This window comes from Parasutterella secunda (genome assembly GCF_016901835.1).
Lineage (GTDB): Bacteria > Pseudomonadota > Gammaproteobacteria > Burkholderiales > Burkholderiaceae_F > Aphodousia > Aphodousia faecavium.
This window is the reverse complement of record NZ_JACJKX010000016.1, coordinates 21,636-36,420: the sequence shown is the minus strand read 5'-3', so window position 1 is coordinate 36,420 and position 14,785 is coordinate 21,636. Positions and strand designations below refer to the sequence as shown.

The following is a 14,785-nucleotide window of genomic DNA, read 5'->3' as shown; positions in this document are numbered from 1 at the left end:
TGCGCCACATCCAACAAACGAACCCACTTCCACTTCTCGGGAATAGTAAACGGCACTTCACTCTGAGGCTCACCGATTTCTACAACCTCTGGTTCGCTCCCTAACTGAGCAACTTCACCATAAATTTCCTCTATAACCAAGCTCTTTGTTTAAGGAGCTTTCATGAAAAAATTTCTCAAAAACCTTCATTCACAACTGATCACTCATCGACTTATTTTCAAATTAACCTTTCATCGAGTTACTGTTTCTGAACTATGGATGACATGGCTTCAGGACTATAAAAAAATTAAACATTGGACAGATCAACGTGCCATAGAGAGACGTATGGCCTTAGGAGAAAAATATGTATTCCCTTTTATTGGAGACAAACACCCCAAAAATATCACGACTATCGACATCGTCAGTTGTCTTGAGTTTTGTGCCAATCAAACAACCCAAACTCAAAGTAAATTATTAACAGCTTTACATCAATTTTTAAGTTGGTGTGATTCAAAAAATTACAGAAATTCAAAAGAAAGACTTCCTACCGACAAAGAACTATTAGAGCCATATTTGGGCGTACGTTTACACAACACTCAACGTAACCACTATCCTGCAATTGATTGGAGGGAGGTACCTCGTTTCATAAACTCACTTACATCATCCAAATCAAATTCTGTTAGTAAAAAAATCCTTTTGTTTTCTATCTTGACTGTTTCACGCAGTCAATCTGTGCGACTGGCTAAGTGGAAAGAAATTAACTTTGAACTATCTGAGTGGAACATTCCTGCATCTCACATGAAAGGCAAGCAAGGGAATAATCGACCACACAATGTTCCCCTTAGCAAAGAAGCGTTAGCTCTTCTAATAGAATTGCACAAAGAACAGGAAATTAACCCTGACAAAGAAATTTTTTCTCGTAACTCCTCTCCCATTTCGGGAAATGCTGTTCGAAAAACTATTCGTTCATTAAACAAACAAATGGCTTGTCTGGGTCAACCTACTTTTACTGATCCTTTCCAAAATAGCAGGGATATTGTGCCTCATGGATTCAGAGCGGCTTTTACGACGTGGGCACAAGAAAACGATAAAAATATGATGTTAGTAGAAAAATGTTTAGCTCATAAAGATCCGAACGATCGTCATAACGGAGCATATCGAAGAGGCGAATTTGTTGAGCAGAGACGAGCGTTACTACAAGAATGGGAGGACTTTTGTTTTAGCGAAATCCAAAAGAAGTGAACACTGAAAATTCGGGCAATAACGAAATACCTTTTCCTCCTAGTTCTAAACAAGAAAATAGCAAAAGTTGTTGCCCTTAATTTTTACCGTTTCAATTACAAACAAAAACTAATATAAATCTTGCTCCATTCCTTATTCTGATCATTAGACTTAAAGAATCGGCAATCAATTTGTCCTTGACAAAAATATGGAAAACTCCGCCTTGCAAAGCTTTATGAATTTCCTGCAAACGACGTCCGACTTGGTTGCTGCCGAAGTCTCTCAGAGTTCTTTCTGGTACCAAGTCGAAGCCATCATCGGTGCGATTATCCTGTCGCTTTTGGTCTCGCGCTTTTTAGCGCATCGAATCCGGCGCTGGGAAGAATATTTTTCAAAAGAAAATGTCTCTCACAGCATTGCCCGCTTTTGCTTACAACTTGCCAGGCGTCTTTTCTTTTCGATTTTTGCTGCACTTTTTTTATCACTCGGCGCCTCAGTCATTGCCGATCAGCATTTATTGGCTGAAAAAAGCTTTAATCTCATCAACATCGGCTATCAGATTTTCTACGCCTGGGCCTTGTTGGTTTTTATGATTCAGCTTTTTACAACTTTTGTTGCCACCGACAGTCTCCTGCAGCAAATTAAAAAGCCGCTATACGTCATTTTCTGGATTTTGGCGATTTTAGAAATCGTCGGGATTTTGCCGAAGTTCATTCAGGCTTTACGGGCTATTAATCTACCTATCGGATCGGACTCGCTGACGCTTTGGGCATTAATTGTCGGCGCCATTACGATTTTTGTTTCGCTTTTGCTCGCGCATTGGCTCTCAAACCTCTGTGACAGCGCCTTAAATTCGGCAAAAGACATTGATAACAACCTCAAGATTGTTCTCTCAAGACTCATTCACATTGCATTTATGGCCGTGGCCGTACTGATTTCACTCTCAACGATGGGGCTTGATCTGACAATTCTGAGTGTGTTTGGCGGTGCGATCGGTGTGGGCTTAGGCTTTGGTCTTCAAAAGATTGCCTCAAACTACATCTCCGGTTTCATCATTTTGTTTGACCATTCGGTCAAAATCGGCGATACCGTTGAAGTCGCGGGTTTTAACGGAAAGATCACTCAAATTAAGACGCGTTATTCGGTTTTGAGAAATTTCTCTGGCGAAGAAATGATCATTCCGAATGAAACCTTCGTCACCCAAAATGTGAAAAACTTCACTTTCACGGATCGTGCCTCGGTCGCTACGGTTGAAACCAGTATCGGGTACGAGTGCGACGTCAATCGTGCCTTGGCCATTTTGGTGGAAATTGCCAGACGTCAATCCCGTGTCTTGGAAAGCCCCACTCCGTGGGCTGTGGTATCCGGCTTTGGTAACGACGGAATTAACCTGAAGTTAAGTTTTTGGGTAAAAGACCCCGAAAACGGTACTTCGGTTTTGCGCTCCAGCATCATGAAAGAGGTGCTCGAACGCTTCAATGCGGAAAAGATTTCCATCCCCTACACGATTCGCGACGTGACGCTCAAAGGTGAATTGAAAATTAAGGCTGCTAACGACTCGGCCTCCTAGGACAAACTTGCCGAAGTCACCGCAGAGTCCAGACTGCGAGATGTCAGCTCATGGGAAATCATCAAATTCCCACACTATATTATGGAATTGTTTGCATATTTCCATAATATGTTATGGTTTTTTGCATTAAGTTATTTGGAAAGGCCATGATGACGACACTTCCGTTTTGCGCCCCGGTATCGAGAAAAAGATTCTCGAATGCTTCAATGCGGAAAAGATTTCCATCCCCCACACAATCCACAATCTGACGCTCAAGAGCAAATTAAAAATTAAGGTTGAGTCAGAGCGGTTGCACCGGTCTCTCAATAATGAGAGACTTCCATAATATTTCTTAGCGGTCTTCACTGTCGGAATTCGACTCTGAACGAGCCTTCGTTTGCTGCAAAACGCTTTTGACCAACTCACCGCTTTCTTTAACAAGTTTGACCATGGCCTGCACCCACGAATCAATATAGTGCCCGGCTTGGCTGAAAAAACGTTTGGTTTCCTGAGGAGAAGTTATCAGTGCTACAAGTATGGCGAGCACCGCAAGCGTTAGCACTGATAACAAAATTGACAAAGCACTGACAAGCAATGTGAGGGCCAACACAAAAATCAGAACTAAAACAAAACGACGAAATGTTTGTCCGAGTTTTTCAAGCATCACCACACCCCATCAAAGCACTTTTCTGTGTTGAAGCAAATGAACGCTTAAAAGGGCAATAAAGCCGATACCGAAAGCGACATGGCTTTTCGATTGAGACACCGCCAACACTGCAATGCTTGCCACGAGGCTTGCTAACATCAAACGGTTTTGGGTAACACGACGTTTTCTCGCCCTTTGTTTCACATCGGCTGCCACCCACGGACTTAAGGTGTCAAGAAAACGATTCCCCGCTTGTTCACCCTGCATCGAAAGCTTTTCAATCCATTCTCTAACAGGAGGCAATTGCGGTGAACAGGCGAGACTTTCTTTAGTCCCAATGAGTCCCAGTGCCTGAGCACTTTGCAAATATTCCTGTGCCTGCGTCAGAAGCGACGGCACATCCAATGAATCCCTCGCCGGATCCCAAGTAATAAGTGCACTGCCCACTCTCGGGTTGATAGTCACTTGAGTGCTCGGAGCCTGACTTTTAAGCCACTCTGTCACAAGTTCCACCGTTTCAGAGTCCACGTCCTTCAATACCGGCAAGCGAAGGCGCAAACGCCCGGGCAAAGATGAGCGAATTGCTTTTGTAGCAACAAGCAAGCTATCTTCCATGTTGATGTCCTTCCTGAATATTGACAATTCGGCTGACATAGCGAAGTCCGGTGCGGATCGCTTCAGAGAGATCTTCACCGGAACTGACTAAGGAGCCGGCCCTTGGATCGCGCATTGCGTTAAGACACACGCCGATAGTGGTTCCGTTATGAAGCAGGGCACCTAACGCAGGGGTTAGTGTGCCGGAGAGTCCTCCAGCTAAGAATACACCGTTCAAACCGACCGATGCGCCGAAATTCTGGCGGATTCGTCTCATGGTTGCTCGACCCAATTCAATGGTTTGAGGCAATTGAGTAAGCGTATTTTGCGTTAAGACGACATCGGCCACTTCCTGAGCAATATCGGCCCCATCACGCAGCGTGACTCCGACGTCACTGGCAGAAAGCGCTGGGCTGTCGTTGACGCCATCGCCAACCATCAGCACCTTCGCGCCTTGCGCTTTAAGTGACTCGATAATGCTTGCTTTGTCTGCCGGCAAAATGCCTGCGTGAAATTCATCGATACCCAACTGATTGGCTACGGCCTGAGCGGTACGTGCATCGTCTCCGGTAAGCATCAGAATTCGTTTGATTCCCATGCGATGCAGCCCATCGATGACTGCCTTTGATTCCGGCCGAATCGGATCTTCAATACCCAATACACCGACCAATTGGGAGCCGACAGCCATATAAAGGATTGATTTGCCTTCAAGAGCTAACTTTTCACAAACCGCGTGGGAAGCATCGACATTGATTTTTTCGTCTTCTTCAATGAAGTGCCGTGAACCCAGCACTATGCGCCGTCCCGCTACGGAAGAACAAATCCCGTGAGCCACGATGTAACGCACTTCAGCGTGTTCCTCTTCACTATCATGCCAAAGACCTTCGTGTTCGGCAGCACGCACTATGGCTCTGCCCACCGGATGGGGGAAATGTTCCTCCAGACATGCCGCCAGGCGCAAAAGTTCCTCCCGAGAGTAGGACGGCTCAAGACTCACCACATCAGACAATTTCGGCAAACTTGCTGTTAACGTGCCGGTCTTATCAAAGACCACGGTATCAACTTCGGAAAGAGCCTCCAAGTAACGGCCGCCTTTGATGACCGCGCCCTCTTTAGTTCCCGTTCGCATGGCTGTCAAAATGGCAAGCGGAGTAGCCAGGCGTAATGCGCAACTGAAATCAACCATCAGAACGCCTGCCATACGGTTAAAGTCTCGGGTAAACAGATAGACAAGGCCAGCCAGAAGGAAATTAAAGGGGACTATTCGATCTGCCCAACGCTCGGCCTTTCCCTGAATACCGGCTTTTGCCGCTTCGCTTTCTTCAATGAACTGCACAATTTGACTTAAGCGCGTGCCGTCACCAATATGAGTCGCCCGAACCGTAATTTCACCTTCTTCGAGTACCGTTCCCGCAAAGACACTCGCTCCCGGATAGCGGTGAACAGCGAGAGGCTCACCCGTCATGGAAGCTTGGTTAACCGAACCCTCGCCCCGGGTAACAATACCGTCGACCGGAATGGCGCTGCCGGCGTGCACCACCACTTCTTCACCCTCTTGAAGTTCGGATAGCGGCTTTTGTCGAATTTCCCCATCATCGTGCCGAACCCAGACGCTATCGACATTGATAGCCAATTGATCGGCCAGGCTCGTGAGGGATTTTTTTCTTGTGTAGGACTCAAGCATTTCACCTAAGCCTAACAACACAACCAAAAGTCCTGCGGTTTTAAAGTCCCGACGAAGTAGCGAAACAACAAGAGCTGCGGCATCCAAAACGCTTACATTGAGCTTACCTTGAAAAAGAGACTTCAGACCTTCGGCAATAATGGGCAAACTGCCAAGAATTGCGTTGACCGTATTGACCGCAATCGGCAATAACGGGCGGACAAATACGTAACGAGCCAAAGGCGATAAATCCAAGCCTGTTTCTTCTTTTTCCAACTGAAAGGCTTTTTTAACAAATAATCTCGGAATACGGCTCACGGCTCGAACAATGGGCATACCGCTCATGAGTCGATCCGATGCTTTAACCAATGACCGTACGATGGGCGGCGTTTCATGCGAGCGCGCGATTTGTGATTTTGCCTCTTCAAGGGCCCGAATGGCTTCAGGCGTTTGATGACGCCGGATGGGCGGATGAGTTTTAAGCCAATCAAAGTAATCTTCCAATCTGGCTATGGTTGCCTCGTCTGCGACGGTGACGACAATCGATCCAGTTCGGGCGTTGGCCGTAAGTCCCGTTACGCCGCTGATTGACTCTATTTCAGAGGCAACAAGCGCCATACTGGCTAAAGAAACAGTTTGTGTCGTGCGCCAACGCAAGCGATTGCCGACCGCATGAACTTTTCGAAAAAGCATCGTAAGAGCCTAAAAAGCAGTAACCGAGTGGGAAAAAGAAATCCTTGCTTTATGCAACAACCTGAGGCTTTTCCTCGGTAACCGCAACCTCAGCAGCAACACCATCTTGCTTGGCTTCCTGAGCTTCCTTGGCAAGCTTTCGTTCCTGCGATTTCACTTCCGCTTCAGCCATCACGTCAGCGAGGTCTTCTTTGACACCTTCAACACCGGCCATTACTTTGTCGCGCAGATCAAGGCCGGTGCTCAAAAGATCGGTAGCCAGCGGCTTGACATCGAGTTTTCCGCGAGAGATTGCCACAGCACCTAAAGCACCGACCACAACACCGCCCAAGAAAAAGAGGCCGTACTTGGTTGTTTCTGTCATTTTTTACTCCTAATGATATTGAAAATAAGAACCAGTCTTAACAAATACGGATTTTAGTCTTTTCTTTTTCACATGGCGCGTATTGTGTTAAGGAAATTTTCTTTTAAAAAGCGAAAAATGCAGAGGCAAAATTTCAACTTCCTCTCAAAAAAACTCCCGCCGAAAATTTTCTTCCGGCAGGAGTCTGAACAAGAAAACCAGTGCGGGAAGTACCCCGGCTTCCCGCTTAAAGGAATATTTATAAAATCAGAAGTTATGGACAAGACCGATACCGACCTGGATACTGTCCTGTTCAAAATGTTCCTTTTCTGTTGAATTCATGATTCGTTCGTCATATTCCTGATAGTCATAACCGACTCCGGCGTAAAGGCTTGTGCGCTTACTCAATTCGTAATTGTGGAACAGGGCTACGCCATAGCGCTTGACATCCATTTTTGAAATTTCGGACGATTCTCCATCCATGATTGAATTTTCGTACCAATAAGCCTTACCGTCACCGTCGGCGTAATAGACCGACACTTGCAGTTCACCGCCCCAGATCGGGAATGCCGAACCCACTGCCACGGCATAACCGTCTAAGTCTCCGACATACGTTTCAGTCTCTTCGGTCTCAATTCCCGGCACACCGCCGATCATCTGTTCGTGCTGACCGTATTGGAAACCGATGAAAGGTTTCATAAAGCCCATATCGTAGTTGGCACCGACGCTAAAAGCCATGGCATCGTCGATGTCTTTGTCATAGCCCAGAACTGTCTGACGGTTTTTCATCACCGTATCAACCACTGCTACGGCAGAGAAATTGCCTGCAGTAAAGGTTGCACCCAAAGCGGCATAACGCTCTTTATCGCGCGACGGCAAAGCGTCATCACCGGAGGTACCGAAAGAGTATTGAGCAAAGGCGGTGATACCGGCAAATTCAGGCGATTGGAAAGTAATCGTGTTGTCATAGATACCGCGATCCATCCAGTAGCCTGCACCGATATAGTCGGCATAGCCTCCGTCCATGGCATCACCGTTAGCCATAAAGATGTCGTACGTGCCTTCACCGGCCGTGAGTGCCCCCATGCGGCCCAAACCCAACGTACCGAAAGAAGACGTAACGAACAACTGAGCTTCTTTATCAAAAAGCGTGTCTTCTTCAGCCAACGTGCCGTCATCGGAATTAAAGCTGTTTTCCAATACAAAACCGACACTGAGATTATCAGAGATATTTTCAGTGCCGCGAAGCCCGATTACGCTTGCCGTATTGGTACCGCTTGCGACGCCCCAATGGTCACTGCTTTCGTGCGTTTTACCGTCAATGCTGTTTTTTTACATCGAATGACTCGTGTGTGTAGAGTAAGCCCGTATCGACCGTACCGTAGATTTCGACAGAGCCTGCCTGAGCAGCGCCCATTGTCAACATCAGAGCTGCCGCAAGAGAGGAATATTTGAAGAATTTCATTTTCTTTCCTTTAATGAGAATAATTTTCAATTGCGAACTATATCCCTCTTTTTTCTCATATTCAATACGAAATTCTGCTTAGGGATAATCGAAATTCACCCGCTATATTCGGCAGTTATTCGTCTGAATTGCCGGCTTCTACTTAAAGAATTAGCCAAATATTGATTCTCATTTTTCACACAAATATAAAAGTTTACGATTCCATAATTTTCTGATATCTGTTTGTTTTATATTATTTTTTAATAGCTTCTCCATCTAATGGATATTTTTACTTCCTAGATAAAAATGATTATTTACCTCTTGATATTGATATTAATTCCTATTACGATTGCGTTTTAGATCTAGCGTTCAATTCCGAACGTTGATGCCTTGATCATGAAAAAAAATATGTCTCGAATTCACCCTCTGACTGAGTCTGACCTGATGACCGATGTGACGGTCGTTCGCATGAAGCTCGAAGCCAACGAACAAGAAAAACTTTCACAGCTTGGCCTGCATCAGGGCGGAACCGTGCGCGTTTTACAACGTGCATTGAATGAACCGCTTCTCTTGGCAATCGGTGACGCCCGAATCGGTGTCAACTATGAAACGGCCCAAAAGATTTTTGTCTATTAAAAAAGGATTTTGAAATGCAACTCAAAGATATGGCAATCGGAGCAAAGGGTCGTGTGAAAGCCATGACCACCTCAACTCCCGAATACCGCAGACGGCTACTGATGCTCGGTGTCACCCCCGGCTGCACGATCGAAGTCGTTCGCATTGCCCCGTTGGGCGATCCGATTGAAATCCGCACTCGCGGCTGCCTCATCAGCGTGCGAAAAGATGAGGCTGAAATTCTCGATATTGAACCGATCGGCTAAGGAGTAAGCATGAGTCAACACATTATCAGCCTTATCGGCAATCCCAACTGCGGTAAAACAACTTTATTTAATGCCTTGACCGGTTCGCGCCAACGCGTGGGTAACTGGCCCGGTGTAACCGTTGATAAAAAGACGGGCAATTTTTCCTTTGAAGGTCATGACATCGAAGTCGTGGACCTTCCCGGCATCTACTCGGTGACGCCCACATCCGTTTCCGGCGAAGACGAAGTCGTCGCCCGCGACTATTTGCTCTCGGGCGAAGCCCAGGTCGTGGTCAACATCATCGATGCCTCCAACCTTGAGCGCAACCTCTACCTGACGAGCCAATTGATCGAAATGAATGTTCCGATTCTGGTGGTCGTCAACATGCTCGACATTGCCAAGCAACACAAAATCAAACTCGATTTAGACGCTTTGCAAAAAGAGTTGGGCTGCCCCGTCATCGGTTTGGTTGCCAATCGAAATAAGGGCGTCGAAGAACTGAAAAAAGCCTTGGTTAAATTCCTGGATGCACCCGTTGCAACGCATGTCAGTGTCCGATATGACGAGGTCATTGAAAAGGCCGCCGATACCATTTCGGCAGAACTGGGCATGAAAGAAAACGGACGTTGGTTTGCCATTCAGTTCCTCGAACATGCCCCGGGTATTGAAGACAAATTCGAAGGCGTTGATCTTGCCAAAGTGCATCAGGTGATCGAACAAACCGATAAACACTTTGAGGGCAACACCGATATCGAAATTACCAACTCCCGCTACGAGCTGGTCTCTCAAATTGCAGAAAAAGTCATTATTCGTGAAGGCGAATTGGGCGCTACGCTCACCGACCGTATCGACCGCATCATTCTTAACCGTTGGATGGGGTTACCGATCTTTTTGCTGATCATGTACGTAACCTTCCTCTTTACGCAAAATTTCGGTGCAGTCTTCATCGACTTCTTCGATATTTTGGTGGGTGGCATTTTTGTTGACGGTTTGGGTCAACTGCTTGCCTCCTGGGGCAGTCCTGAGTGGCTTACGGTATTTCTCAGTAACGGTATCGGCGGCGGTTTGCAAACCATTTCAACTTTCATTCCGGTCGTCTTCTTTATGTTCCTGTTCCTGGCCATTTTGGAAGAGTCCGGTTACATGGCTCGCGCAGCCTTCGTGATGGACCGTCTGATGCGAGCTCTGGGTCTGCCCGGAAAAGCTTTCGTTCCGCTTTTGGTCGGTTTCGGCTGTAACGTGCCTGCCATTATGGCCACGCGCACGATGGATCGCGCAAGCGACCGCATCATCACCGTGATGATGACGCCCTTTATGAGCTGCGGCGCAAGACTTCCCGTGTACGTCCTCTTTGCCACCGCTTTCTGGCCCACCAACGGTCAAAATTTGGTCTTCGGTCTTTACCTCATCGGTATTGCTGCGGCCATCCTCACGGGTTTTCTCTTAAAGCGCACGGCTCTGCCCGGTGCTGCCGGTGCCTTCGTGATGGAAATGCCCCCGTACCACATCCCGACCTTAAAAGGCGTGATGCTGCGCACGTGGGACCGCGTCCGCACCTTTATGTTCCGTGCCGGTAAAGTCATTGTGGTCATTGTCGCTTGCTTGGCCTTCTTAAATTCCATGGGTACCGACGGTTCCTTCGGAAACGAAGACAGTGAAAAATCCGTCCTTTCTCAAGTCGGTAAGACCATTGTTCCGGTCTTTGAACCGATGGGAATCCAGGAAGAAAACTGGCCTGCCGCCGTGGGTGTCTTCACCGGTATCTTTGCTAAGGAAGCCGTGGTCGGTACGCTCAATTCCCTGTACGACACCTTGGCTGTCAATAATGCTCAAGCCGCTGCAGGTGATACGCCCGCTGAAGAAGCCGCCGCTGAAGAAGAAGCTGCTGGTTTCTCGCTTTCAGACACTTTCTCTGAAGCCGTCGGCACAATCGGTGAAAACTTCGCTGGCCTTGCCGGTGCCTTCTCCGATCCTTTAGGCATCAATGTGGGTGACCTTTCCGATCAAGCCACTGCTGCTGAAGAGCAAGGTGTCTCGCTTGGCACAATCGACACGATTAAGACTCTTTTCGGATCAAGCTCGGCTGTATTTGCTTACCTCCTCATGGTTCTGCTTTACGTACCGTGCGTAGCAGCCGTTGCTGCCATCTATCGTGAAGTCGGCACCAAGTGGACAGTCTTTGCCTGTGCCTGGACGCTGGCCCTCGGTTATTCTGCTGCAACAATCTTCTACCGTGTCGCAAACTTTGCCTCCGCTCCGGTTTACTCGATTGTCTGCATCGTTGTTGCCTTGGCCATCCTTTTCGGCATGTACTGCTGGATGAAGGCCATGGCTAAGAAAGACGCCGGTAAGGGCCCCAAGATTATTCCGATTATTCCGGTAGCCTAAAAAGTCTTGTTTCTTTCTCTGAGATAGGCGAAGTTGGGCACCACTTCGCCACCTTGCCCCGAAAGGTTTCCCCTTTCGGGGATTTTTTTCCTAAAAAAGAAAAGCGCGGATGAAAGCATTGACCGACACCTTCACCCGCGCGCGACCTAACGAGAGATCGTTGAACGGTAACAAACTGAAATGTAATGATTTTGTTTTTAGCCTGTTAATCCTACTCTCGAAAGATGTGAGCGGCGGGATAGGAAATCAAAAGTTTTTAGCTAAAGGCAAAAAGACTGATATTGGAAGACAAACAGAAGTGCGCAAAGCCCGCCGATAAGCCGGATTATGTTTCGAGAAGAAACCCTCTCGACCGACAATCATTCATCTAGGACAAGACTCACGCCTTGCCTCAAGCCATCTACCCGCAACCTCCCCGAGCAGGATCAGCGGTTGCCTATTTGATGTTGCTCCCCGTAGAGATTGCCCGTTTCACCCGACCCTGACGTCGGCTCGTCTCTGTTGCTCTAATCCGTACCTTGCGGCAGGCAGCCGTTAGCTGCTACGGTGCTCTGTGGAGTCCGGACTTTCCTCGTGTACCTGAAAGTACCCGCGATTGTCGTGGCGGACTTTGCGAGGGACTTATTTTAACGAATTTTCTCCATTCGGTATGAGTACAGAGTGCACTTCTGAGGACTTGACTGAAACCCATGCAAATGTCGCAGAAACCGCTACGCCTGCGATAGCCAGAGGCCATCCCGTCAGGTTGCCCGCCAGTCCCAACAAACCGCCGATGACCGCTCCGGCGAGCCACAGGCGAGCATTGACTAGCGAACGTTTTCTGAGCAATACCACCAGTAAGGGCACGGCCACACCCGGTACAAAAAGGGCATAAGCATATAAAAGCCAGCCGATAATGTCCGAAGATTGATAGGTCAGAAAAACCGCTCCAAAACCAAAAAGCGCAATCAGTCTGCGCAATCGGATCGATTGATCTCCATTGAGAAGGTCTTTTTCAACAATTCCCGCCGCCGACAGTAAAACCGTATCGGCCGAGCCTGCCAGAGCACTCAAAAGGCCCAAAGCCAGAGCAATTTTTATGACCGAGGGCATTGCAGAGCTCTCGGCGAGCCATCCGGACAAGGGGTTTGATGCAGACAAATTACCCATTGCCAAAAGCGTGATCACCACAGCAAAAAACATGAGCAATACTGCCCCCATCCAGGCGCCCTGTGACGCGGATCGGGAACTGGAGGCTGCAAAGGTTCTTGAGAAAATATCGGGCCCCACAATATAAGTCACACCGACTAAAAGCGAGAGCTTAATCCAGTCCCATGCTCCGAAAGAATCATTAAAAGGTACCGGATCAATTGCCTTCCAATCGATACCCGCACGCGTCACACACCACCATGCCGCAGAGACAAAACCGCCGGTTAAGAGCACGGTTTGCATGGCATCGGTACGCAAAACCGCCTTTTGTCCGCCCAAAGCCGTATGCAAAACAATGGCAATAGCGAGCACCAAATAAAATATCTCACCTTGAGAGGCAGGCAAAATATCCGCCAAAAGCGTTCGCATGGCAGTAAATTGAGCCGCTACCACCCCAACCCAACTGACCACGATAATGAAGGCACTCCACCGTCTGGCAGTTGACCCAACCAATCTTCCCAACACATCCGGTAAAGTACAGGCCCCGGTTGAACGGATTACAGGAGCGATCAACCAACCGTGTATGAACAGACCGATGGCCCCGACTCCCAACCACCAAAAAGCGGCCGCACCGATCTTTTGAGCCAAGGTGCCGATCCCTAATGTGGCCGATCCCCCGATAATGGTGCTCACAAGTGACAAAGCACATAAAAGCGTCCCGGCGCTTGCGCCGGCCGTTAAAAAACTGGCCGCATTTTCCGTTTTAGCCTTTTTTGAGCGGTAAACACTCAAAGCGATTAACAACAGAATGTACAAAGACAATAAAGCACTTAGCATTGCGTTCTTTCAACAGTCGATTAAAGGGAGAATGCTTGATTCTATCGAAAAAGATTCTTCAAAATCGTGTCGGTACAAGCAACTATCATCCCAAAAATCAGACAGTGTCAAAGCAAAAATTCGTCAAAAGTCTTGCTCTCAACCAAGGCATTCGGTTATTTGGAACCGGTCAAGGTGGCTCGGGGCAGATCTTTCGGCATTTTGTGGTGGAGAAAGCCGACAAAACATGAAATAATTGAGCATTTTCCTAAAGTTAACTGATTGATAAGGAGCACATTGTGCCCTCACTGAAAAAGATTGCCTTGGCCACCGCACTCTCCTTGGCCACAATCACCGCCCAGGCAGGCTTTGTTGACAGCTTTGTCGAGACTTTGCCCGGTGGCGCCTCCCCCTATCCGGATGCCGGTTTTATCGGTAACCAATTAAATGGCATGCATGACCTCATTGAAAACGGTCGCACGGGCCTGTTGATTCCTGCCTATACGAACCACCCCGCTTGGGATTATGACAACCGTTATGAAGAAAACGGTTATCCCTTCGGTGCCGGTATTACTCGCGGGATCATTGATGAACGCGGCAACGAACGCATGATGTATTTAATGTTCTTCCGCGACTCTCACTACGAAATCGAGCCGATTATGGGTTACGCATGGGTGGCACGCTACCCCATCGCCAACACCGGTTTTCACTTAGGCGCCGGCTACACTGCCGGGGTCACTTTCCGTCAAGACTACAATTGGTTGCCTATTCCTGTTCCGCTTCCTTTGGTAAACGCCGGAACCGATTGGTTTAATGTGTACGCCACATATATTCCGTTCTCCAACGTCTTTTTCTTCTTCTCTAAGATCGAATTTGACGATCAGGCCAGACGTTTTGCCCCGTGGCCTGAAAGTAAAGCGAGCGCTTGGGCTAATACCACCGAAGTGTATGCTCAAGGCTCTTGGGTGAAGACCGACCTTTCAAGCGGTGACGGTGACTTCCCGGGCAGTTTCACCTTGAGCTCTGAGTCCGGCTACAAGTTCGGTATCCGTCAATTCCTCGATCGCCATTGGGCATTGGATTTGAGCTACCAACAAAGCGATCATGATTTGAAGTCGGGCGGTCAGAAGGTAAACGAATACCGTTTAACCAACACCAACCTCATGCTTCAGTACCACTTTGAAGTGCTCGACTCCATGCGCGTGCATGTCGGCGGCGGTGCCGCTTACTCGCAATTGAAGTCCAGAGGCGAGGCTGACTACAAAGAACACAACATCAACCCTGTGGTTCAAACCGGCTTTACGTGGGCAGTCACCGATCACCTTCGTGTCTTAGGCGACATGACCGTGAACTTCCCCTTCTTCCGCAATGTTAAGTACGGAGAAGACGGGCAATTGGACGGTCGCTTTAAACCCGCCAACACAAGCTTTAACTTGGGTGTCGGTTACGCTTTCTAAA

13 protein-coding genes and 1 other RNA gene are annotated in these 14,785 nt (G+C 48.0%); 6 read left to right on the top strand and 8 right to left on the bottom strand.

The window, feature by feature from the left end:
* Positions 1-162 precede the first annotated feature (162 nt).
* A complete protein-coding gene (locus H5985_RS08115) occupies positions 163-1,221 on the top strand; it encodes a tyrosine-type recombinase/integrase (protein WP_205050812.1) in 1,059 nt (352 codons plus the stop codon).
* 187 nt (positions 1,222-1,408) lie between these two features.
* Entirely contained in the window at positions 1,409-2,770 is a 1,362-nt protein-coding gene (locus H5985_RS08110) for a mechanosensitive ion channel family protein (RefSeq protein WP_205050811.1), read from the top strand.
* Between the two features lie 331 nt (positions 2,771-3,101).
* On the opposite strand, the gene H5985_RS08105 is transcribed toward H5985_RS08110, so the two are convergent.
* The 6 genes from H5985_RS08105 to H5985_RS08080 form a co-directional block, all read right to left on the bottom strand.
* Positions 3,102-3,413 carry a hypothetical protein gene (locus H5985_RS08105; protein ID WP_205050810.1) on the bottom strand — a complete coding sequence of 104 codons (312 nt, stop codon included), beginning with the start codon at positions 3,411-3,413 and terminating at the stop codon, positions 3,102-3,104.
* 12 nt (positions 3,414-3,425) lie between these two features.
* Complete coding sequence (locus tag H5985_RS08100) at positions 3,426-4,010, bottom strand: hypothetical protein (RefSeq protein WP_205050809.1); 585 nt, start codon at positions 4,008-4,010, stop codon at positions 3,426-3,428.
* Positions 4,000-6,345, bottom strand: coding sequence for a heavy metal translocating P-type ATPase (locus H5985_RS08095; protein WP_205050808.1), 2,346 nt, complete (start codon positions 6,343-6,345; stop codon positions 4,000-4,002). Before H5985_RS08095 ends, H5985_RS08100 begins: the two co-directional genes overlap by 11 nt.
* Positions 6,346-6,394: 49 nt before the next feature.
* Complete coding sequence (locus H5985_RS08090) at positions 6,395-6,709, bottom strand: DUF6110 family protein (protein ID WP_205050807.1); 315 nt, start codon at positions 6,707-6,709, stop codon at positions 6,395-6,397.
* A 246-nt stretch (positions 6,710-6,955) separates the two neighbouring features.
* Positions 6,956-8,011 (bottom strand): porin, encoded by a 1,056-nt coding sequence (locus tag H5985_RS08085; RefSeq protein WP_205050814.1) that lies wholly within the window; start codon positions 8,009-8,011, stop codon positions 6,956-6,958.
* Positions 8,007-8,153: a hypothetical protein gene (locus tag H5985_RS08080; protein ID WP_205050806.1), complete on the bottom strand. Its 147-nt coding sequence runs from the start codon at positions 8,151-8,153 to the stop codon at positions 8,007-8,009. The genes H5985_RS08085 and H5985_RS08080 overlap by 5 nt, the downstream gene beginning before the upstream one ends.
* A gap of 387 nt (positions 8,154-8,540) precedes the next feature.
* On the opposite strand from H5985_RS08080, the gene H5985_RS08075 reads away from it, so the two are divergent.
* From H5985_RS08075 to feoB, 3 genes are read left to right on the top strand one after another with little or no spacing between them, the layout of a single operon-like run.
* Positions 8,541-8,768, top strand: coding sequence for a FeoA family protein (locus H5985_RS08075; RefSeq protein WP_205050805.1), 228 nt, complete (start codon positions 8,541-8,543; stop codon positions 8,766-8,768).
* A 14-nt stretch (positions 8,769-8,782) separates the two neighbouring features.
* Positions 8,783-9,013, top strand: coding sequence for a FeoA family protein (locus tag H5985_RS08070; RefSeq protein ID WP_205050804.1), 231 nt, complete (start codon positions 8,783-8,785; stop codon positions 9,011-9,013).
* A 9-nt stretch (positions 9,014-9,022) separates the two neighbouring features.
* Positions 9,023-11,383: a Fe(2+) transporter permease subunit FeoB gene (feoB, locus tag H5985_RS08065; protein ID WP_205050803.1), complete on the top strand. Its 2,361-nt coding sequence runs from the start codon at positions 9,023-9,025 to the stop codon at positions 11,381-11,383.
* Between the two features lie 300 nt (positions 11,384-11,683).
* On the opposite strand, the gene rnpB is transcribed toward feoB, so the two are convergent.
* Together rnpB and H5985_RS08055 are read right to left on the bottom strand one after the other, a co-directional pair.
* Positions 11,684-11,995: RNase P RNA component class A (gene rnpB, locus H5985_RS08060), an RNA gene on the bottom strand.
* A gap of 9 nt (positions 11,996-12,004) precedes the next feature.
* A complete protein-coding gene (locus H5985_RS08055) occupies positions 12,005-13,348 on the bottom strand; it encodes a sodium:solute symporter family transporter (protein WP_205050802.1) in 1,344 nt (447 codons plus the stop codon).
* Between the two features lie 278 nt (positions 13,349-13,626).
* Here H5985_RS08055 and H5985_RS08050 point away from each other — a divergent pair, with 278 nt between their 5' ends.
* A complete protein-coding gene (locus H5985_RS08050; RefSeq protein WP_205050801.1) occupies positions 13,627-14,784 on the top strand; it encodes an outer membrane beta-barrel protein in 1,158 nt (385 codons plus the stop codon).
* Position 14,785 lies beyond the last annotated feature (1 nt).